Source organism: Paraburkholderia lebeckiae (genome assembly GCF_050436225.1).
In the GTDB taxonomy this organism is placed as follows: Bacteria; Pseudomonadota; Gammaproteobacteria; order Burkholderiales; family Burkholderiaceae; genus Paraburkholderia; species Paraburkholderia tuberum.
This window is the reverse complement of record NZ_JBNDLU010000002.1, coordinates 145378-166161: the sequence shown is the minus strand read 5'-3', so window position 1 is coordinate 166161 and position 20784 is coordinate 145378. Positions and strand designations below refer to the sequence as shown.

Below are 20784 nucleotides of genomic sequence, written 5' to 3'. Positions count from 1 at the left end.
TCTGAGTACCGCAACCGACAGGATCGACTCACCGCCTTGAAGACCACTCAGCAGCATCTGGAATTCACCGCACCGCGCGAAGATAATGCGCGGCTCGCCAACCTCTGCGGACCGCTCGACGAAAATCTGCGGCAGATCGAGCAGGCGCTCGACGTAACCCTGCAGCGCCGCGGCCACCGCATCGCGATCCGCGGGCGCGGCGCGAAACTCGCGCTCACCGCGCTCGAAAACTTCTACAACAACGCGCGCGAGCCTTTGTCGGTCGACGACATCCAGCTCGCGCTCGTCGAAGTGCGCCATCCGGCGCGTCATCGCCCGAATGGCAACGGCAATGGCGACACCGTCGACGCGCACTTCGCCGGCAATCCCGATCACCCGTTCGACCAGCCCGCCGACGCCAATGCGAGCGAGGACGACTTCGAGGAATACGGCCCGAAGCTGTACACGCGACGCGCGGATCTGCGCGGCCGCACGCCGGCGCAGCGCGAGTACCTGAAGCAGATCGTGTCGTACGACGTCACGTTCGGCGTCGGCCCGGCCGGCACCGGCAAGACCTACCTCGCGGTGGCCTGCGCGGTCGACGCGCTCGAGCGCGACCAGGTCAAGCGCATCGTGCTGACGCGTCCGGCGGTCGAGGCGGGCGAGCGGCTCGGCTTTTTGCCGGGCGATCTCGCGCAGAAAGTCGATCCGTATCTGCGCCCGCTCTACGACGCCCTGTACGACCTGCTCGGCTTCGACAAAACCGCAAAGATGTTCGAGCGGCAGATGATCGAAATCGCGCCGCTCGCGTACATGCGCGGCCGCACGCTGAATCACGCGTTCATCATCCTCGACGAGGCGCAGAACACCACGCCCGAGCAGATGAAGATGTTCCTCACGCGAATCGGCTTCGGCTCGAAGGCGGTCGTCACCGGCGACACGACCCAGGTCGACCTGCCGCGCGGCCAGAAGAGCGGCCTGATCGAAGCGCAGCAGGTGCTCGCTGACGTGCGCGGCATCGCGCTCACGCGTTTCACGAGCGCGGACGTGGTGCGGCATCCGCTGGTCGCGCGAATTGTGGAGGCGTACGATGCGCATGCGCAGAAGTCGCAGGCCGCGGTCGATCCGCGCTAAAGCGATGCGCTTCGCAGCGCGAGGCCCGCGTCGCCTCGCCGCTCGCCGCAAAAAAAACGACTGAGCCAGGAATGCCACGCATAGAAACCGCATGAGCCGCACCCCGAAATTGACGTTGAGCCTGCAATTCCCCGCCGCCAAAGCCTGGCGGGAACACAAGGCGCTGCTGCCGCGCGCGACGGTGGCCGGCTGGATCAAGGCGGCGCTGTTCGCGGACGGCGAACTGACGGTTCGGTTCGTCGACGCCGAAGAAGGCCGCACGCTGAATCGCACCTATCGCGGCAAGGATTACGCGACCAACGTGCTGACCTTCGCCTATGCCGAATCGGAAGATGATCCGGTCACGGGCGATCTGATTCTGTGCTGCCCGGTGGTCGAGAAGGAAGCCGCCGAGCAGGGCAAGCCGCTCGCCGCGCATTACGCGCACCTGCTCGTGCACGGCACGCTGCATGCACAGGGCTACGACCACGAGGTCGAAGAAGAAGCCGAGGAAATGGAAGCGATCGAAACCGAAATACTCGGCAAGCTCGGCTTTCCGGACCCTTACCAATAGGCGTTCCGCCCCTCCTCGACGCCAGCCCAACCGAACCCACCGTGAGCACTCCGTCCCCCGAAGCCGATATCCCCGTCCGCTGTCCGGACTACCCGCCGGTGCTCGGCGACTCGCGGCTCCTGACGGACGACGAACTACGCGCGTCGCTCGAATCCACGTTGCGCGGCTGGGACCGCCAAAGCGATCTGTGGCTGTTCGGCTATGGCTCGCTGATCTGGAACCCGGGCCTGCCGACCGTCGAGGCGATGCGCTCGAAGGTGCACGGCTATCACCGCGGCCTCTATCTGTGGTCGCGAGTCAATCGCGGCACGCCAGAGCAGCCCGGCCTCGTGCTCGCGCTCGATCGGGGCGGCTCGTGCACCGGCATGGCCTTCCGGCTCGCGGCCGATGGCTCGAGGCCGCATCTCGAAGCACTGTGGCGCCGCGAAATGCCGATGGGCTCGTACCGTCCCGCGTGGCTTCCGTGCGTGCTCGCGGACGGCCGGCGCGTCGACGCGCTCACATTCGTGATGCGCCGCGACGTGCCGAGCTACACCGGCAAGCTGCGCGACGACATCATCCAGACCGTGCTGGGCTGCGCGAGCGGCCGCTACGGCACGACCTTCGATTACGTGAGCCGCACCGTGCACGCGCTGCGCGAAAGCGGCATGCCGGACCGCGCGCTCGAAGCGCTGCTCGCGCGCTGCAAGCCGGCCGTGTAACCGCGGCATCTCGGCGAAAACCCCACCCGCGACTTTTTCGCCAGCGAGCGCTTTTGCCCGCGTAATCGGTTAGGATGATTCAACGCTCCACCGTCGCGGCGGGGCCGTTTCACCCTGGCTTCGCTCATCGCCCGGCCCGGCGGGACACGGTTCCGCCATGCGCCTGGTGTATCCTTAACGCTCTGCAACAGCGCGCCCAGTCTCGCCGGGCGCACTACCATGAACGACACGTATCCCAGTCGACGCCATACCGGACGCCAACTCGACAAACCGCAGGAAAAGCGCTCGCTGCTCGAGCGCCTGACCGACTTCATCTCGCCCGAGCCCGACTCGCGCGCCGAACTTCTGGAAATTCTGCAGGACGCGCACGAACGCAACCTGATCGACGCCGACTCGCTGTCGATGATCGAAGGCGTGTTCCAGGTGTCGGAACTGAGCGCACGCGACATCATGGTGCCGCGCGCGCAAATGGACGCGATCAACATCGCGGACAATCCCGCTGAATTCATCCCCTACGTGCTGGACAAGGCGCATTCGCGCTATCCGGTCTACGAAGGCAATCGCGACAACATCATCGGCGTGCTGCTCGCGAAAGATCTGCTGCGCTACTACGCCGAAGAAGAGTTCGACGTACGCGGCATGCTGCGCCCTGCCGTGTTCATCCCCGAGTCGAAGCGGCTGAACGTGCTGCTGCACGACTTCCGAGTGAACCGCAACCACCTCGCGGTGGTCGTCGACGAGTACGGCGGCGTCGCGGGCCTGATCACGATCGAAGACGTACTGGAGCAGATCGTCGGCGACATCGAGGACGAATACGATTTCGACGAGGAGAGCGGCAACATCATCGCTTCGCCGGACGGACACTTCCGCGTGCGCGCGCTGACCGAGATCGAGCAGTTCAACGACACGTTCGGTACGCATTATTCGGACGACGAAGTCGACACGATCGGCGGGCTGGTCACGCATCACTTCGGCCGGGTGCCGCATCGGGGCGAGAAAGTCCGCCTCGACGACCTGATCTTCGAGATCCTGCGCGGCGACGCCCGCCAGATCCACATGCTGCTGGTGCGCCGCGACCCGCTCGCGGGCCAGCGCGAGCGCGAGTCACAGCACGTGCAGACCTGAGCCGGCGGCTCGGGCCGATGCACGGCCTGAGCGCCCGCGCGCTTTCATTGCCGGCGCATTTGCCAACTCGTTTGCCTACTGAGTTGCCCTTTCAACTACCCACGCCGACCGCGCAACAATGGCCGACCCGATCACTTCCCGTTCGCACCGCGGCGTGAGCGCCCCCGCCCCCGCTTCCACCGAAGACGGCACGCGCAGCCGCGCGCTGCCGCGCTGGCACTACCTCGTCGCACTGGCCGCGGGCGCGGCCAATACGCTGTCGTTCGCGCCGACGCCGCATGGCGGCTGGCTGCAACTCGCGATCTTCGTGTTGTTCTTCGCGTGGCTCACGCGCAGCACCGGCTGGAAAAGCGCCGCGCTGACGGGCGGCGCGTTCGGCTTCGGCAACTTCGTGAGCGGGGTCTGGTGGCTGTATGTGAGCATGCACTACTACGGCGGCATGCCGGCACCGCTCGCCGGCACCGCGCTCGTGCTGTTTTCGCTGTATCTCGCGCTCTATCCGGCGCTCGCCGCGGGGGTGTGGTCGTTCTGCGCGGGCCATGCGCGCAACGGCGCGGCCGACGAGCGCGCGCCATTCTCGCCGACCTGGCACGGCGCGCTCGCCTTTGCAAGCGCGTGGGCGATCGGCGAATGGCTGCGCGGCACGGTGTTCACCGGCTTTCCGTGGCTCGCCACCGGTTATGCGCAGGTCGACGGCCCGTTGGCGGGGTTCGCGCCGGTGGTCGGCGTATATGGCGTCGGTTGGATGGTTGCGCTGACGGCCGCATTGATCGTGCAGGCGTTGCTGGCGCTGCTGGCGTCGTGGCGCTCCGGGCGTGCGAATGAATCGCTCGAGCCGAACGCCTGCGCCGCTGATGACGCCGGCGGTCGCGCCGCGCGGGGCCGCGGCACGCGCGTCGCCCCCATCGTGGTGCCTGCTGGCGTCGCGCTCGCGCTGCTCGTGATCGGCCTGCTGCTGCCGCTCGTGCAGTGGACCACGCCCGCCAACGCGCCGCTGTCGGTGCGGCTGTTGCAAGGCAACGTGAAGCAGGAGATGAAGTTCGAGGAAGCCGGCTTGCGCGCGGCGGTCGACGAGTATCAGCAGATGATCACGTCGAAGCCGGCCGATCTGATCGTCACGCCGGAAACCGCGATCCCCGTGCTCGCGCAGCAGCTTCCGCCGAACTTCGCGGCCGCGATCCGCCATTTCACGGATTCGACCGGCAGCGCGCTGCTGTTCGGCGCGATCGGCGGCACGATCACGCCGGACGGCCGGGTGGTCGACTACACCAACAGCCTGTTCGGCGTCACGCCCGGCTCGCACGAGATTTATCGCTACGACAAGCACCATCTGGTACCGTTCGGCGAATTCGTGCCGTGGGGCTTCCGCTGGTTCGTGAACCTGATGAACATTCCGCTCGGCGATTTCTTCCGCGGCCCGCCGGTACAAAAGCCGTTCATGGTGCACAACCAGCCGGTCGCGGTGAACATCTGCTACGAGGACATCTTCGGCGAGGAGATCGCGCGCACGCTGCGCGAGAATGCGACGCCCGCTGGCGTGCTGATCAACTCGACCAATCTCGCGTGGTTCGGCGACACGATCGCGCTCGACCAGCATCTGCAGATCGCGCGCATGCGCTCGCTCGAAACCGGCCGGCCGATGCTGCGCGCAACCAACACCGGCATGACCGCCGCGATCGACGCGAACGGCCGCGTGATCGGGCGCCTGACGCCCTACACGGTCGGTTCGCTCGACGTGAGCGTGCAAGGCACCTCGGGCAACACGCCTTACGTGACGAGCGGCAACAACACGGTGCTCGCGGTGTCAGCGCTGCTGCTCGCGTTCGGTTTCGCGTTCGGACCGGGGCTCGCGCGGCGACGCAACGGCAAGCGGTAACGCCGACGTCAAAGGCACGACACCCGCAAAAAAAATGCGCCTGACATGCAGGCGCATTTTTTCATGCTCGTTCGAGCTTCATCAATCCTTCGGCACCGTATCGATGAAAGACTGCCGCAGCGACAGCTTCTGGAAGTGCTTGTCCAGGTTCGGATGCGATTCGCGCCAGTTCAGTTCCGGCATACGGAAGTCCAGATAGCCAAGCGCGCAGCCCACCGCGATGTCGGCCAGCGTGTAGTGATTGCTCGCGCACCACGGCTTGCTGCCGAGCCCTTGCGACATCGCGATCAGCGCTTCGTCGATCTTGCGCTGCTGCCGCGCGAGCCACGCGTCCACGCGCTGCTCGGGCGCGCGCTGCGTGCCTTCGAGACGGATCAGCACGGCCGCGTCGAGCATGCCGTCGGCGAGCGCTTCCCAGCAGCGCACTGCGACGCGCTCGCGCCCCGACGGCGGAATCAGCTTGCCGACCGGCGACAGCGTATCGACGTACTCGCAAATCACGCGTGAATCGAACACGGCCTCGCCGTCTTCCATCACGAGGCACGGCACCTTGCCGAGCGGATTGAAGGTGTGAATCCGGGTATCCGGCGCCCAGACGTTCTCGGGAACCAGTTCGTAGTCGATCTTCTTATCGGCGAGCACGATGCGTGCTTTGCGCACGAACGGGCTGCCGAACGAACCGATGAGTTTCATCATGATCTTCTGCCTTTTTCTGAATCCGGCGAAAGTATAAGTGGTCTAAGGCTTTCGCGAGCGCGCTGGCGCCATCTTCGCGAACTGGCCGCCGAGCTGCCGTGGACGGATTGCAACATGACGGCGGCCGCCGCGCCGTCCGGAGCCGCACAAACCGAGTCAATGTCGTGCGAGGAGAATGGGGCCAGGAGAATCGCGGCGCTACAATCGCACGATGAACCAGCCGACCGAACCCACCATCGCCATCGACGTCTACCGCACGCGCCGCGAGCGCGTTCTCGCCGCGCTGCGCGCCGCGGGCGGCGGCGTCGCCATCGTCCCGACCGCGCCGGAAGCGCTGCGCAACCGCGACACTGACTACCCGTACCGCCACGACAGCTACTTCTATTATCTGACCGGCTTCACCGAGCCCGAAGCGCTGCTGGTGCTCGATGCCAGCGCCGCGCCCGGCGCGCCCGCGTCGATGCTGTTCTGCCGCGAGAAAAGCGTCGAGCGCGAGACCTGGGAAGGCTTCCGCTTCGGCCCCGATGGCGCGCGCGAAGCATTCGGGCTCGACGCCGCGTTCCCGATCGGCGAAATCGACACGCAGTTGCCGCGCATCATCGCCGACAAGCCGGCGCTGCACTACGCGTTCGGCACCTCGGCGCATTTCGACGAGCAGGTGCGCGGCTGGCTTGACGCGGTGCGCGCGCAAAGCCGTGGCGGCACCGTCGCGCCCACGGCCGCGCGCGACCTGCTGCCGTTGCTCGATGAAATGCGGCTCGTCAAGGACGACCATGAGCTCGCGATCATGCGCCGCGCAGGGCAGATTTCAGCGGCCGCGCATCGTCGCGCGATGGCGGTGTGCCGGCCCGGTATCCGCGAGTACGAACTCGAGGCCGAACTGCTCTACGCGTTCCGCAAGCTCGGCGCGCAGGCGCCGGCCTATACGTCGATCGTCGCGGCCGGCGCGAACGCGTGCGTGCTGCACTACCCGGCCGGCAACGCGATCGCGCGCGACGGCGACCTGATCCTGATCGACGCGGCCTGCGAACTCGACGGCTACGCGTCCGACATCACGCGCACGTTTCCGGCGAGCGGGCGTTTCACGCCGGCGCAGCGCGAGCTATACGACATCGTGCTGGCAGCGCAGCAGGCCGCCGTCGACGCGACGCGCGCCGGCGCGAGCTTCGACGATCCGCATCAGGCCGCGCTGCGCGTGCTGTCCCAGGGGCTGCTCGACACCGGCATCGTGCCGCGCGCGAAGTTCGCCTCGGTCGACGACGTGATCGCCGAGCGCGCCTACGCGCCGTACTACATGCACCGCACCGGCCACTGGCTCGGCATGGACGTGCACGACTGCGGCGACTACCGCGAGCGCGGCGCGCCGCGCGACGAAGCGGGCGCGCTGCCGTGGCGCACGCTGCGCGCGTCGATGACGCTGACGATCGAGCCGGGCCTGTACGTCCGCCCGGCCGAGGGTGTGCCAGAACGCTACTGGAACATCGGCATCCGCATCGAGGACGACGCGATCGTGACGCCGACCGGCTGTGAGCTGATCACGCGCGACGTGCCGGTCGCCGCCGACGACATCGAGGCGCTGATGCAGGAAGCACGAGCCCTCCATCAAGCGTCGCATCAACAGAGGACCTGATCCGCGATGAACGACGCATCTCCCTCGGCAGTGATCCTGAGGCCCGCCTCCCACCAGCAAGGTTTCGATTTCGACGTGACGATCGTCGGCGCCGGGCCGGTCGGCCTCGCGCTCGCCGGCTGGCTCGCGCGCCGCAGCGTGACGCGCGAGCTGAAGATTGCGCTCGTCGACGCGCGCGAGCCGGAAGACTCGATCGCCGATCCGCGCGCGATCGCGGTCTCGCACGGCAGCCGGATGATCCTCGAGCCGCTGCGCTGGCCCGCCGACGCCACCGCGATCGAGCGCATCCACGTGTCGCAACGCGGTCATTTCGGCCGCACGCTGATCGATCATCGCGAGCACGGCCTGCCCGCGCTCGGCTACGTGCTGCGCTATGGCTCGATCGTGCATGGCCTCGCGGACGCCGTGCATGCGACGGCGGTCCACTGGTTCCGCTCGACCTCGGCCGGCGCGCCGGTTCAGGAGCTCGACGGCGTCACGCTGCCGATCGAAACCGCGGGCGTCGCGCGCCAGTTGCGCACGCGGATTCTGGTCAACGCCGAGGGCGGCCTGTTCGGCGACCAGAAGCAAGCGAAAAATCCGAGCCGCGCCACGGACGAATACGCCGGCGCACGCGACATCGGTAAAACCAGCGCCGGCTCGCGCGACTACGGCCAGACCGCGCTGGTCGGCACGGTCACCGTGTCCGCGCCGCAGCCGCACGTCGCATGGGAGCGCTTCACGTCGCAAGGTCCGATCGCGCTACTGCCGATGGGTGGCGTGCGAGGTGCCGACTACGCGCTCGTCTGGTGCTGCGCGCCCGACGAAGCCGCGCGCCGCGCGCAGCTTTCCGACGAAGCGTTCCTCCGCGAGCTCGACGCCGCGTTCGGCAACCGCATGGGTCGCTTTACGCACATCCAGGGTCGCGCGTCGTTCCCGCTCGGTCTCAACACGGTCGACACGCTCGTGAACGGCCACATCGTCGCGATCGGCAATGCGGCGCAGACGTTGCATCCGGTGGCGGGCCAGGGCCTCAATCTGGGCTTGCGCGATGCGCACGCGCTCGTCGACGCGCTGTCGGCCGAAGGCCCGACCCCGCTCGCGCTCGCCACCTTCGCGCAACGCCGCGCGCTCGACCGGCGCCTGACGATCGGCTCGACCGATACGCTCGCGCGTCTCTTTACCGTCGACTTCGCGCCGCTCGCGGTACTGCGCGGCCTCGCCCTGACCGCACTCGAATTCGTGCCGCCGGTCAAAACCGCGCTCGCCCGGCAGATGATGTTTGGCCAGCGCCGTTAAGCGCGAGAAAGCGCTGCGCGGTTCTATGAGCCGGGCGACTTTCATAGAAGATTTAACGGGTTACAAGACTCGGTTCGCGAGTCCCGCCAACCCGTTAACGCTAAAATAACCGTTTTCCCTCGCATTTCGCGCTGCGCCGGCTGTCACGATTGTCAAATCCTGGCCCGTCGGCGGCGCACGCTCACGCCATGCCCCCTCTCGGCCCCCACAATCTGCGTAACAACCTGTTCGTCGCCCCGATGGCCGGCGTGACCGACCGACCGTTCCGCCAGCTGTGCAAACGGCTCGGCGCTGGCTATGCGGTGTCGGAAATGGTCGCGTCGAACGCGCAGCTGTGGAAGAGCGAAAAGACCATGCGCCGCGCGAACCACGAAGGCGAGGTCGAGCCGATCGCGGTGCAGATCGCCGGCGCGGACCCGGAGATGATGGCCGAAGCCGCCCGCTACAACGTCGCGAACGGCGCGCAGATCATCGACATCAACATGGGCTGCCCCGCCAAGAAGGTCTGCAACGTCGCGGCCGGCTCGGCGCTGCTGCAAAACGAACCGCTCGTGCAGCGCATCGTCGAGGCCGTCGTGAACGCGGTCGGCGTCGGACCCGACGCGGTGCCCGTCACGCTGAAAATCCGCACCGGCTGGAATCGCGAGAACAAAAACGCGCTGAACGTCGCGCGTCTCGCGCAAGCAGCGGGCATTTCGATGCTGACCGTGCACGGCCGCACGCGCGCGGACCTGTACCACGGCGACGCCGAGTACGAAACCATCGCCGCGGTAAAGGCGGCGGTGCGCATTCCGGTCGTCGCGAACGGCGACATCACGTCACCGCAAAAGGCGCGCGAGGTGCTCGCCGCGACCGGCGCGGACGCGATCATGATCGGGCGCGCCGCGCAGGGCCGTCCGTGGCTGTTCCGCGAGATCGAGCATTTCCTGCAAACGGGCGAGCTGCTGCCGCCACCGCGCATCGACGAAATCCAGCAGGTGATGAACGAACATCTCGAAGATCACTACGCTTTTTACGGGGAATTTACCGGTGTCCGCACTGCGCGCAAGCACATCGGCTGGTACACTCGCGGCCTTTCCGGCGCCAACCTGTTCCGGCATCGCATGAATACGCTGGACACCACGCGCGAACAACTCCTCGCCGTCAACGAGTTCTTTGACGCGCAAAAGGCGATCTCAGACCGCCTCGTCTACGTCGACGAAGCGCCCGGCAACCCCGGGCCCGACAGCGAGAGCGAGGACAACCCCGACCGACTAGCAGCATGAGCAAGAACAACATCGAACAATCTGTCCGCGACAGCCTGGACGTGTATTTCCAGGATCTCGACGGCTCCAATCCGCACGACGTCTACGACATGGTCATTTCATGCGTGGAAAGACCTTTGCTCGAAGTGGTGCTCGAGCAGGCCGGCGGCAACCAGTCGCTGGCCGCCGAGTATCTCGGCATCAACCGCAATACGCTGCGCAAGAAGCTGCAACAACACGGTTTGCTGTAGCGCGTCGTAGTTTCTCGCGCCCTGCCACGTTTCCCTTCGGCTTTTCGTCTTCATCATGATCAAGCAAGCGCTCATCTCCGTTTCCGACAAGTCCGGCATCGTCGACTTCGCCAAATCGCTGTCGGACCTCGGCATCAAGATCCTGTCGACCGGCGGCACCGCGAAACTGCTCGCGGACGCGGGCCTGTCCGTCACCGAAGTCGCCGACTACACGGGCTTCCCGGAAATGCTCGACGGGCGCGTGAAAACGCTGCATCCGAAGGTGCACGGCGGCATCCTTGCGCGCCGCGACCTGCCCGAGCACATGGCCGCACTCGAGAAGCACGACATTCCGACCATCGACCTGCTCGTGGTGAACCTGTACCCGTTCGTGCAGACCGTGTCGAAGGAAGAATGCTCGCTCGAGGACGCGATCGAGAACATCGACATCGGCGGCCCGACGATGCTGCGCTCGGCCGCAAAGAATCACCGCGACGTGACAGTAGTGGTCGATCCGGCCGACTACGCGGTCGTGCTCGACGAAATGCGCTCGAACGGCAACACGGTGTCGTACAAGACGAACTTCCGCCTCGCGACCAAGGTGTACGCGCACACCGCGCAATACGACGGCGCGATCACGAACTACCTGACGAGCCTGACCGACGAGTTGCAGCATTCGTCGCGCAACGAGTACCCGGCCACCTTCAACATGGCGTTCGACAAGGTGCAGGACCTGCGCTACGGCGAAAACCCGCATCAGAGCGCGGCGTTCTACCGCGACCTGGCGGTGCCGGCCGGCGCGCTCGCCAATTACAACCAGTTGCAGGGCAAGGAACTGTCGTACAACAACATCGCCGACTCCGACGCGGCGTGGGAATGCGTGAAGACCTTCGACGTGCCGGCCTGCGTCATCGTCAAACACGCGAATCCTTGCGGCGTCGCGGTCGGCGCGGACGCTCACGAAGCGTATTCGAAGGCATTCCAGACCGATCCGACCTCGGCGTTCGGCGGCATCATCGCGTTCAACCGTGAAGTCGACGAAGCGGCCGCGAAAGCGGTGGCGAAGCAGTTCGTCGAAGTGCTGATCGCGCCGTCGTTCAGCGCCGAAGCGCGTCAGGTGTTCGCGGCGAAGCAGAACGTGCGTCTGCTCGAAATCGCGCTGGGCGAAGGCCATAACACGTTCGATCTGAAGCGCGTCGGCGGCGGCCTGCTCGTGCAGTCGCTCGACTCGAAGAACGTGCAGCCGCGCGAATTGCGCGTCGTCACGAAGCGCCATCCCACGCCGAAGGAAATGGACGACCTGCTGTTCGCATGGCGAGTCGCAAAGTACGTGAAGTCGAACGCGATCGTGTTCTGCGCAAACGGTATGACGCTCGGCGTCGGCGCGGGCCAGATGAGCCGCGTGGACTCGGCGCGCATCGCGAGCATCAAGGCGCAGAACGCCGGTCTGAAGCTGGCCGGTTCGGCGGTCGCATCGGACGCGTTCTTCCCGTTCCGCGACGGTCTCGACGTGGTCGTCGCGGCAGGCGCGACCTGCGTGATCCAGCCGGGTGGCTCGGTGCGCGACGACGAAGTGGTCAGCGCTGCCGACGAGCACAACATCGCGATGGTGCTGACGGGCGTGCGGCACTTCCGTCATTGATTGGCTGAAGTTCGGTAGCCGCAAGACAGGCCCGGCGGGTTGTCCCGCCGGGCCTTTCGTTTCGAGGCGACGCGTTCAATCGTCCGGCTCTTTGCGCGCATAACCGTCCCGCACCTGCGCATGCTGGCTGATGTACGTACCCAAACCCCGGCCCCGCCGCGCGAGACGTTTCAGCACTGCGACATGTTCGGCGCCGACACTCGCCTCTGTGTACCAATACACGACGCCCGGCCGAAAGCGCACCTTGATGAAATCGTCGCCGATTTCGTAAGCGTCGACACCCGAGTCGCCGCTGAGATTGCGGTAGCGCTCCATTCTCGATCGCCCTCCTTGAGCAAAGCCTTTAGCAGCTTTTATTCCGCTAAGCATGCTGCCAGCGGGCCGCCGCGCGCCGCGTTCGTTGTAGTATCGCAGGCACCCGGTTTTTATCGCTTGTGCGGCACCTCATGAGAATTCTCGGCATCGACCCCGGCCTGCGAGTGACTGGCTTCGGCGTGATCGAACAACACGGCCACACACTGAGCTACGTCGCAAGCGGCGTGATCCGTACCGCCGACGCCGATCTGCCGTCGCGGCTCGGCACCATCTTCGCGGGCATCTCGACGCTGATCCGCGAGCACGCGCCGGATCAGGCGGCGATCGAAAAAGTCTTCGTCAACGTCAATCCGCAGTCGACGCTGCTGCTCGGCCAGGCGCGCGGCGCCGCGATCTGCGGGCTCGTCGCGGGCGGCGTGCCGGTCGCCGAATACACCGCGCTGCAGCTGAAGCAGTCGGTGGTCGGCTATGGCCGCGCGACCAAGGAGCAAATGCAGCAGATGGTTGTGCGGCTGCTGAGCCTGTCGGGCGTGCCCGGCACAGACGCCGCCGACGCGCTCGGCATGGCAATCTGCCACGCGCACGGCGGTTCGATACTGAGCACGCTCGGCGGCATCGCACCGGCGCTCGCGAAGAAGGGTCTGCGCGTGCGGCGCGGCCGTCTGGTCGGCTAGCGCGACGCATGACCCGCCATGCCGTTCGCGCCGCCGAGCCGCTGCGCTACACTCGCGCTTTCCCATCCGACTCTGAAAACTAATCCGCCATGATTGGTCGCATCGCCGGCGTTCTGCTGGAAAAAAATCCGCCGCATCTGCTCGTCGACTGCAACGGCGTCGGCTATGAAGTGGACGTGCCGATGAGCACCTTCTACAACCTGCCGTCGACCGGCGAGCGCATCGTGCTGCTCACGCAGATGATCGTGCGCGAGGACGCGCATCTGCTGTACGGCTTCGGCACCGCGCAGGAACGCGCGACGTTCCGCGAACTGCTGAAGATTTCCGGCATCGGCGCGCGCATGGCGCTCGCGGTGCTGTCGGGCATGAGCGTCGCGGAGCTCGCGCAGACCGTCACGATGCAGGACGCCGCGCGGCTCACGCGCGTACCGGGCATCGGCAAGAAGACCGCCGAGCGGCTGCTGCTCGAACTGAAGGGCAAGCTCGGCGCCGACCTCGGCGCGATGGCGGGCGCCGCGTCGCCATCCGACCACGCCTCCGACATCCTCAATGCGCTGCTCGCGCTCGGCTACTCGGAAAAAGAAGCGCTCGCGGCAATCAAGAACGTCCCGGCCGGTACGGGCGTGTCCGAGGGCATCAAGCTCGCGTTGAAGGCGCTGTCGAAGGGCTAAGCTCCAAGCCACGCGCGTTACAATGACCGCATGATCGAAACCGACAAACTCGCCGCCGAGCGCATCATCGCGGCCACGCCCGTGTCGCCGAACGAAGAAGCGTTCGAGCGCGCGCTGCGCCCGCGTCAGCTCGACGAATATGTCGGGCAGGAGAAAGTGCGGGGCCAGCTCGAAATCTTCATCGAGGCCGCGAAGCGCCGTTCCGAATCGCTAGACCACGTGCTGCTGTTCGGGCCGCCGGGCCTCGGCAAGACCACGCTCGCGCACATCATCGCGCGCGAGATGGGCGTCAATCTGCGGCAAACGTCGGGGCCGGTGCTCGAACGCGCCGGCGACCTCGCCGCGCTGCTGACAAATCTCGAAGCCAACGACGTTCTTTTCATCGACGAAATCCACCGGCTCTCGCCGGTCGTCGAGGAAATCCTGTATCCAGCCCTCGAGGATTATCAGATCGACATCATGATCGGCGAAGGGCCGGCCGCGCGCAGCGTGAAGCTCGATTTGCAGCCGTTCACGCTGGTCGGCGCGACCACACGCGCTGGTATGCTGACCAATCCGCTGCGCGACCGCTTCGGCATCGTCGCGCGACTCGAGTTCTATAACGCCGAGGAGCTCACGCGCATCGTCACGCGTTCGGCCGCGCTGCTCGGCGCGCAGATCCATCCGGACGGCGCGTTCGAAATCGCCCGTCGCGCGCGCGGCACGCCGCGTATCGCGAACCGCCTGCTGCGGCGCGTGCGCGACTTCGCCGAAGTGAAGGCCGACGGCAACATCACCGCGCAGGTGGCCGACGCCGCGCTCAGCATGCTCGACGTCGACGCGGTCGGCTTCGATCTGATGGACCGCAAGCTGCTCGAAGCGATCCTGTACAAGTTCGACGGCGGCCCGGTCGGTGTCGACAATCTCGCGGCGGCAATCGGCGAGGAGCGCGACACGATCGAAGACGTGCTCGAGCCGTATCTGATCCAGCAGGGCTTCCTGCAGCGCACGCCGCGCGGCCGCATCGCCACGCTGCTCACGTACCGGCATTTCGGGCTGGCCGCGCCGGATTCAGCGAGCGCGCGGCCGGGTCTGTGGGATTCCACGAACTGAGTCACGCGACGAGGCCGACCAGGATGTCAGACCAGACCCAGCAACCCGGCCCTTCCAACCGTTCACCTGTCAATCCCGCCGGCGACCCGTCCGGCAATTTCACTCAGCGCCTGACCCACCGCCTGCGCTCGAAGCTCGCCGCCGGCGTCACGCATCTGACGACCAGCAGCGGAGCGGTGCTCGACTACTCGTCGCCACCGGGCGACCCCGGCCTGTTCGGGCCGGACTCCGTCTGCTGGAAAGTCCACGCCGACTTCACGTCGATGATGACGGGCGGCATCAGCGCGCTGCTGCTTCAGGCGCTGCATCCGCTCGCGCTCGCGGGCGTCTGGGATCACTCGAGCTTTCGCACCGACATCCTGGGCCGGCTGCGTCGCACGGCGACGTTCATCGCCGGCACGACGTACGGCAGCAAGAACGATGCGCTCGCGCTGATCGAGCGCGTGAAGCGCATTCATCTCGACGTGACCGGCGTCGCACCGGACGGCCAGTCGTATCGCGCGAGCGAGCCCGCGCTGCTGACGTGGGTGCACGTCGCGGAAGTGTCGAGCTTTATGACCGCGCATCTGCGCTATGTGAATCCGGTGCTGTCCGTCGCGGCGCAGGATCAATACTTCGCGGAAACCGCGCGCATCGCGGAAATGCTCGGCGCCGTCGATATTCCGCGCTCGCGCGCCGAGATCGAGGCGTACCTGCTCGCGATGCGGCCTGCGCTCGTCGCGAGCGAGCGCACGCGCGAAGTCGTGAGGATTCTGATGAACGCGCCGGCACCGAGCTTCGCGATGCGACCCGCCGGCACGTTGATGCTCAACGCAGGGGTCGATCTGTTGCCCGACTGGGCGCAGACGATGCTCGGCTTGAATCGCCACGCGGCGCTGCGTCGAACCTTCGCGCGGCCTGGCGTGCGGGTCGTCGCGCCGGTGATCCGCTGGGCGCTGGTCAATGGAGTATCGAAGCGGGCCAGGCGGCGCGCGGCGGCGGTGCGGGAGCAGGATTGATTGCGGCACGCGTCTCGGGCCATTGCCCGCCTTTGCTTACCGCCCCGGTCCCTTCCTGAAACCATCATCGTCGGCGCTGCCCGCGTCGAGATGCGTTACGTCCGCCCACGACACGATCGTCGCGCGACCGTCCCCGCAATCTACGACGTTCAGGCTGGTGTTCAGCAGCGGGTAGTCGCGCGGTGCGTCGAGCCGCATGCCGGTTGCAAAGCGGCGCACGCAGTCGAGCACGCCGCCATGCGTGACACAGGCGATGCGCCCGCCCGGATGCGCGGCGACGAGCGGCTCGATCGCATGCACGATGCGGTGGTAGAACACGCGGTGCGACTCGCCCTCGGGCGGCGCGAAGCCAGGATCGCGGGTTTGCCACTGCGCGTATTCGTCGGGGAAACGCAGCGCGATCTCGTCGCTGTCATGGCCCTGGAACGCGCCGTACGAGCGCTCGCGCAAGTTCTCGCGCGACTGCAGGGGCAGGCCGAGCGCCTCGCCGATCGGCTGCGCGGTCTGCTGCGCGCGCTGCAAGTCGCTCGCATAGATCGCGTCGAGACGCGCGCCCTGCTTCGCCTCGTCGGCGAGGCGCTGCGCGAGACGTCGCGCCTGCGCGACGCCGGTCGTCGCGAGCGGAATGTCGATGTGGCCTTGAATGCGCTTGATGCGGTTCCAGTCGGTCTCGCCGTGCCGGATAAACAGGATCTGCGTCGTCATGAGAGAGAGGTGCCGTTCGCGGTTGTGTCGAGCGACTATTGTCGCAAAGTGCAGCGGCACGGCTCGCCTGCGGCGAGGGCGGGCTCGAACGTTTGCGTTCGTTTACGCGTTGGTCTGCAACCAGAACGTGACCGGCCCGTCGTTGACGAGCGACACCTGCATATCCGCGCCGAACTCGCCAGTCTCGACGATCGGATGCTTCGCGCGCGCGGCCGCGACGAAGTAGTCGAAAAGGCGCTTGCCCTCGTCGGGCGGCGCGGCCGGCGTGAAGCTCGGGCGCAGGCCGCTGTTGGTATCGGCCGCGAGCGTGAACTGCGACACGAGCAGCAGCCCGCCCGCGCGTCCGGCGCCGTCGAGATTCTGCACCGACAGGTTCATCTTGCCGGCCGCGTCGCTGAACACGCGGTAACCGAGCACCTTGGCGAGCAGCTTGTCGGCCGTGGCCTCGGTGTCGCCGCGCTCCGCGCAGACCAGCGCAAGCAGGCCCGCGTCGATTGCGCCGGTCACGCGATCGGCGACGCGCACTTCGGCGCGCCGCACGCGTTGGATTAGCGCGATCACGCCGTCAGCGTCACGCGCGCGAAACGGCGCTTGCCGACCTGCACGACGTACTCGCCCGCTTCGACCTTCAGGCTCTTGTCGGACACCGCGGTGCCGTCGATCTTCACGCCGCCTTGCTCGATATTGCGCAGCGCCTCGCTAGTCGACGGTACGAGGTTCGCCTGCTTCAGCAACTGGCCGATCGCGAGCGGTGCGCCCGCGAGCGTCACGGCCTGGATATCGTCGGGCACGCCGCCCTTCGCGCGATGGTTGAAGTCCTCGAGCGCGCGTTCGGCGTCCGCCTGCGAGTGGAAGCGCGCGACGATTTCCTGGCCGAGCATCACCTTGAAATCGCGCGGATTACGGCCCGCGTCGGCCTCGCGCTTGAAGCCGGCGATTTCGTCCATCGGACGGAACGACAGCAGTTCGAAGTACCGCCACATCAGCGTGTCGGAGACGCTCATCAGCTTGCCGAACATGTCGGTCGGCTTTTCGCTGATGCCGATGTAGTTGTTCTTCGACTTCGACATTTTCTCGACGCCGTCGAGCCCTTCGAGCAGCGGCATCGTCAGGATGCACTGCTGCTCCTGGCCGTACTGCTTCTGCAACTCGCGACCCACCAGCAGGTTGAACTTCTGATCCGTGCCGCCGAGCTCCAGGTCCGCGTTCAGCGCGACCGAGTCGTAGCCCTGCATCAGCGGGTACAGGAATTCGTGGATCGAGATCGGCACGCCTCCCTGGAAGCGCTTCGTGAAGTCCTCGCGCTCGAGAATGCGTGCGACCGTGTAGCGCGACGCAAGCTTGATCATGCCGTCGGCGCCTAGCGGCATCGACCATTCGCTGTTGTAGCGAATCTCGGTCTTGTCGCGATCGAGCACGAGCGCGGCTTGCTCGAAATAGGTCTTCGCGTTCGATTCGATCTGCTCGCGCGTGAGCGGCGGGCGGGTCGCGTTGCGCCCGGACGGGTCGCCGATCAGCGACGTGAAGTCGCCGATCAGGAAAATCACCGTGTGGCCGAGGTCCTGCAGCTGGCGCATCTTGTTCAGCACGACCGTGTGGCCGATGTGGATGTCGGGTGCGGTCGGATCGAGCCCGAGCTTGATGCGCAGCGGCTTGGCCGTCGCCGCGCTGCGCGCAAGCTTTTGCGCGAATTCGTCTTCGATCAGCAGTTCGTCGACGCCGCGCTTGGTCACGGCGAGCGCGTGACGGACTTCGTCGGTGATCGGGAAGGCGGAAGCGGGATTGGGCTGGGTGGACTCGGTGCTCATGCTGGAAACGTGAAGTCGCGAAAAAACAGGATTGTCCCATAGATGCGCGCCGCCGCGCCCACTCACGCGCCCCGCACGGCCCTGCGACCGGCCAATTCGTTGCCGCTCGCATCACCTTCGCCGTTTGCGCCGATAATCTGCTACAACGAATCGCAATGAACATCGACAGGAGCAGCGACGTGGCGCAAGATCCCGCAGACGGCATCTATTTCGGACTGATGTCCGGAACCAGCATGGACGGTGTGGACGGCGTGGCCGTCCGGTTTGCCAATGGGAAGCCGCCCGAGGTCCTGGCCGAAGCGTTCGTCGGCTTTTCGGCCGGCATCCGCGAAGCGCTGTTCGCGCTTCAACAGCCGGGGGACAACGAGATCGAGCGCGAGTCGCTCGCCGCCAACGCGCTCGCGACGCGCTACACGGTGTGCTGCCACGATCTGCTGCGCGACAGCCGCGTATCGGCCGATGACGTCCGCGCAATCGGCGTCCATGGGCAGACCGTGCGGCATCGGCCGGAAAAGGGGTATACGCGGCAGATCAACAACCCGGCGCTGCTCGCGGAAATGCTCCATATCGACGTGGTCGCCGATTTCCGCAGCCGCGACGTCGCGGCAGGCGGCCAAGGCGCGCCGCTCGTGCCCGCTTTTCATGCGACGATCTTCGGTGCGAAGGACGAAACGCGCGTCGTCTGCAATCTTGGCGGAATCAGCAACATCACAATCCTGAACGCGGCCGGCGGCGTGCGCGGCTTCGACTGCGGCCCGGCGAACGCGCTGCTCGACGTGTGGGCCGAGCGCCAGCTCGGCAAGCCATTCGACGAGAACGGTCATTTCGCGGCGAGTGGCCAGGTCGATCGCAAGCTGCTGAACGCTTTGCTCGACGAACCATTCTTCGCAGAGCAGCCGCCCAAGAGCACCGGCCGCGATCTGTTCAACACCGCATGGCTCGATGCGAAGCTCGAGCCGTTCTCCGCGCTCGCACCAGCCGACGTACAGGCGACGCTCGTCGCGCTGACCGCGGTGACGGTCGCGCGCGAGATTGAGCGGCATGCATCCGATGCGCGGGCCGTGTACGTGTGCGGCGGCGGCGCGCGCAATCCGGAGATCATGAAGGCGTTGCAGCAGGCGCTCGAAGACAGCGGCGTAAGCGGCGTGCCCGTGATGACGACCGACGCGCTCGGCGTGCCGCCGAGCCAGGTTGAGCCGCTCGCGTTCGCGTGGCTCGCGATGCGCTGCATCGCGCGTCTGCCGGGCAGTCTGCCAAGCGTGACGGGAGCGTCCGCGGAGCGGGTGCTGGGGGCGATTTATCCGCGCTGAGAAGGGATGAACTGAAAACAAACACCTTTTGTTGCCGCACGCGGATTCTGCGGCACGAAGGCAATGAAAAACGGGGCCTCTCGGCCCCGTTTCTTCGCTCTGGCTTGACGAGCCTTTGCGCTCAGACCGAGAACGACGAACCGCAACCGCACGTCGTGGTCGCGTTCGGGTTCTTGATAACGAACTGCGCGCCGTTGATGTCGTCCTTGTAGTCGATTTCGGCGCCGACCAGGTACTGGTAGCTCATCGAGTCGATCAGCAGCTGGACGCCGCTCTTGTTCATCACGGTGTCGTCTTCGTTGATCGCTTCATCAAACGTGAAGCCGTATTGGAAGCCCGAGCAGCCGCCGCCCTGCACGAACACGCGCAGCTTGAGCTCCGGGTTGCCTTCCTCATCGATCAGTTGCTTGACCTTGTCAGCCGCTGCGTCGGTGAAGACGAAGGGGGCCGGCATCTCGGTCACGGGGGTGTCGGTGACTGCGTTCATTTCGAACTCTCCAAAAAGCTTTAGCCGATATTGTAGGGCTGTTCCGGATATCGTGCTGAAGTCCACAAAATCAATGCGCTCTTGCTGCAAGGTCGATGCGAGGCGATCCGTTGGCACTTGAGCGAACGGGACCGGGGTGCGAACCCCGGCGAACCATAAAAAAAGCCGCCTTCGCGCGTGGCGTTGGCGGCTTTTGCTGCAAACCGGCGCGAGGGCCGGTTCACGCCCGAAACGATTAACGCTTCGAGAATTGCTTGCGGCGACGTGCCTTGTGGAAGCCGACCTTCTTACGTTCGACTTCACGAGCGTCACGCGTGACGAAGCCAGCCTTCGACAGTTCCGGCTTCAGCGTCGCGTCATAGTCCATCAGCGCGCGGGTGATGCCGTGGCGAACCGCACCGGCTTGCCCCGTTTCACCGCCGCCCGTCACGTTGACCTTGATGTCGAACGTGACACCGTGGTTCGTGAGTTCCAGCGGTTGACGCACGATCATCAGCGACGTTTCGCGCGAGAAGTAGTCGGCGATGGGCTTGCCGTTCACAACGATGTCGCCCTTGCCTGCCTTGATGAACACGCGAGCGACGGCGCTCTTGCGGCGGCCCGTGCCGTAATTCCAGTTACCGATCATGTGGGCTC

The 20784-nt window shown here is 66.1% G+C and carries 22 protein-coding genes; 15 read left to right on the top strand and 7 right to left on the bottom strand.

Annotation, left to right across the window (positions count from 1 at the left end; translation table 11 throughout):
• Window positions 1-36: 36 nt before the first annotated feature.
• From OKW45_RS15530 to lnt, 5 genes are all read left to right on the top strand, one after another.
• A complete protein-coding gene (locus OKW45_RS15530; RefSeq protein ID WP_018421764.1) occupies window positions 37-1113 on the top strand; it encodes a PhoH family protein in 1077 nt (358 codons plus the stop codon).
• A 91-nt stretch (window positions 1114-1204) separates the two neighbouring features.
• Window positions 1205-1666, top strand: coding sequence for an rRNA maturation RNase YbeY (gene ybeY, locus OKW45_RS15525; protein ID WP_429469665.1), 462 nt, complete (start codon window positions 1205-1207; stop codon window positions 1664-1666).
• A gap of 41 nt (window positions 1667-1707) precedes the next feature.
• The gene (locus OKW45_RS15520) at window positions 1708-2367 is read left to right on the top strand and encodes a gamma-glutamylcyclotransferase (RefSeq protein WP_429469663.1); all 660 of its coding nucleotides are present in this window, start codon (window positions 1708-1710) and stop codon (window positions 2365-2367) included.
• Between the two features lie 219 nt (window positions 2368-2586).
• A complete protein-coding gene (locus OKW45_RS15515; protein WP_018421767.1) occupies window positions 2587-3492 on the top strand; it encodes a CorC family transporter in 906 nt (301 codons plus the stop codon).
• A gap of 118 nt (window positions 3493-3610) precedes the next feature.
• On the top strand, window positions 3611-5368 hold the full coding sequence (gene lnt, locus OKW45_RS15510) for an apolipoprotein N-acyltransferase (protein ID WP_429469660.1): 1758 nt from the start codon (window positions 3611-3613) through the stop codon (window positions 5366-5368).
• A gap of 81 nt (window positions 5369-5449) precedes the next feature.
• Here lnt and OKW45_RS15505 read toward each other — a convergent pair whose 3' ends face one another.
• Entirely contained in the window at window positions 5450-6064 is a 615-nt protein-coding gene (locus OKW45_RS15505; protein WP_018421769.1) for a glutathione S-transferase C-terminal domain-containing protein, read from the bottom strand.
• A 211-nt stretch (window positions 6065-6275) separates the two neighbouring features.
• Here OKW45_RS15505 and OKW45_RS15500 point away from each other — a divergent pair, with 211 nt between their 5' ends.
• The 5 genes from OKW45_RS15500 to purH all read left to right on the top strand — a co-directional run bounded on the left by OKW45_RS15500 (window position 6276) and on the right by purH (window position 12088).
• Window positions 6276-7694, top strand: a complete 1419-nt coding sequence (locus OKW45_RS15500) for an aminopeptidase P N-terminal domain-containing protein (protein WP_429469657.1) — start codon at window positions 6276-6278, stop codon at window positions 7692-7694.
• A gap of 6 nt (window positions 7695-7700) precedes the next feature.
• Window positions 7701-8972, top strand: a complete 1272-nt coding sequence (locus tag OKW45_RS15495; protein ID WP_429469655.1) for a UbiH/UbiF/VisC/COQ6 family ubiquinone biosynthesis hydroxylase — start codon at window positions 7701-7703, stop codon at window positions 8970-8972.
• Window positions 8973-9160: 188 nt separating this feature from the next.
• Complete coding sequence (gene dusB, locus OKW45_RS15490) at window positions 9161-10237, top strand: tRNA dihydrouridine synthase DusB (protein WP_429469652.1); 1077 nt, start codon at window positions 9161-9163, stop codon at window positions 10235-10237.
• The gene (locus OKW45_RS15485; RefSeq protein WP_429469649.1) at window positions 10234-10467 is read left to right on the top strand and encodes a Fis family transcriptional regulator; all 234 of its coding nucleotides are present in this window, start codon (window positions 10234-10236) and stop codon (window positions 10465-10467) included. Before dusB ends, OKW45_RS15485 begins: the two co-directional genes overlap by 4 nt.
• Before the next feature lie 55 nt (window positions 10468-10522).
• The gene (purH, locus tag OKW45_RS15480) at window positions 10523-12088 is read left to right on the top strand and encodes a bifunctional phosphoribosylaminoimidazolecarboxamide formyltransferase/IMP cyclohydrolase (protein ID WP_429469646.1); all 1566 of its coding nucleotides are present in this window, start codon (window positions 10523-10525) and stop codon (window positions 12086-12088) included.
• Window positions 12089-12163: 75 nt separating this feature from the next.
• Here purH and OKW45_RS15475 read toward each other — a convergent pair whose 3' ends face one another.
• A complete protein-coding gene (locus OKW45_RS15475) occupies window positions 12164-12403 on the bottom strand; it encodes a hypothetical protein (RefSeq protein WP_018421774.1) in 240 nt (79 codons plus the stop codon).
• A 131-nt stretch (window positions 12404-12534) separates the two neighbouring features.
• On the opposite strand from OKW45_RS15475, the gene ruvC reads away from it, so the two are divergent.
• The 4 genes from ruvC (at window position 12535) to OKW45_RS15455 (ending at window position 15838) form a co-directional block, all read left to right on the top strand.
• The gene (ruvC, locus tag OKW45_RS15470; RefSeq protein ID WP_018421775.1) at window positions 12535-13077 is read left to right on the top strand and encodes a crossover junction endodeoxyribonuclease RuvC; all 543 of its coding nucleotides are present in this window, start codon (window positions 12535-12537) and stop codon (window positions 13075-13077) included.
• 89 nt (window positions 13078-13166) lie between these two features.
• Window positions 13167-13748, top strand: a complete 582-nt coding sequence (gene ruvA, locus OKW45_RS15465) for a Holliday junction branch migration protein RuvA (RefSeq protein ID WP_018421776.1) — start codon at window positions 13167-13169, stop codon at window positions 13746-13748.
• 30 nt (window positions 13749-13778) lie between these two features.
• Window positions 13779-14840, top strand: coding sequence for a Holliday junction branch migration DNA helicase RuvB (gene ruvB, locus OKW45_RS15460; RefSeq protein ID WP_184022944.1), 1062 nt, complete (start codon window positions 13779-13781; stop codon window positions 14838-14840).
• Window positions 14841-14863: 23 nt separating this feature from the next.
• Complete coding sequence (locus OKW45_RS15455; RefSeq protein WP_429469643.1) at window positions 14864-15838, top strand: oxygenase MpaB family protein; 975 nt, start codon at window positions 14864-14866, stop codon at window positions 15836-15838.
• Between the two features lie 36 nt (window positions 15839-15874).
• Here the strand turns inward: OKW45_RS15455 and OKW45_RS15450 are convergent, their stop codons facing one another.
• The 3 genes from OKW45_RS15450 to tyrS form a co-directional block, all read right to left on the bottom strand.
• A complete protein-coding gene (locus tag OKW45_RS15450; RefSeq protein ID WP_429469640.1) occupies window positions 15875-16543 on the bottom strand; it encodes a histidine phosphatase family protein in 669 nt (222 codons plus the stop codon).
• Window positions 16544-16645: 102 nt separating this feature from the next.
• Window positions 16646-17104 carry a D-aminoacyl-tRNA deacylase gene (gene dtd / locus OKW45_RS15445; RefSeq protein ID WP_184022941.1) on the bottom strand — a complete coding sequence of 153 codons (459 nt, stop codon included), beginning with the start codon at window positions 17102-17104 and terminating at the stop codon, window positions 16646-16648.
• Window positions 17101-18351 carry a tyrosine--tRNA ligase gene (gene tyrS, locus OKW45_RS15440; RefSeq protein WP_018421781.1) on the bottom strand — a complete coding sequence of 417 codons (1251 nt, stop codon included), beginning with the start codon at window positions 18349-18351 and terminating at the stop codon, window positions 17101-17103. The genes dtd and tyrS overlap by 4 nt, the downstream gene beginning before the upstream one ends.
• A 179-nt stretch (window positions 18352-18530) precedes the next feature.
• Here tyrS and OKW45_RS15435 point away from each other — a divergent pair, with 179 nt between their 5' ends.
• Window positions 18531-19661, top strand: a complete 1131-nt coding sequence (locus OKW45_RS15435; RefSeq protein ID WP_429473291.1) for an anhydro-N-acetylmuramic acid kinase — start codon at window positions 18531-18533, stop codon at window positions 19659-19661.
• Window positions 19662-19782: 121 nt separating this feature from the next.
• On the opposite strand, the gene erpA is transcribed toward OKW45_RS15435, so the two are convergent.
• Entirely contained in the window at window positions 19783-20148 is a 366-nt protein-coding gene (gene erpA, locus OKW45_RS15430; RefSeq protein WP_013090506.1) for an iron-sulfur cluster insertion protein ErpA, read from the bottom strand.
• 235 nt (window positions 20149-20383) lie between these two features.
• On the bottom strand, window positions 20384-20776 hold the full coding sequence (gene rpsI / locus OKW45_RS15425) for a 30S ribosomal protein S9 (RefSeq protein WP_011489810.1): 393 nt from the start codon (window positions 20774-20776) through the stop codon (window positions 20384-20386).
• Window positions 20777-20784 lie beyond the last annotated feature (8 nt).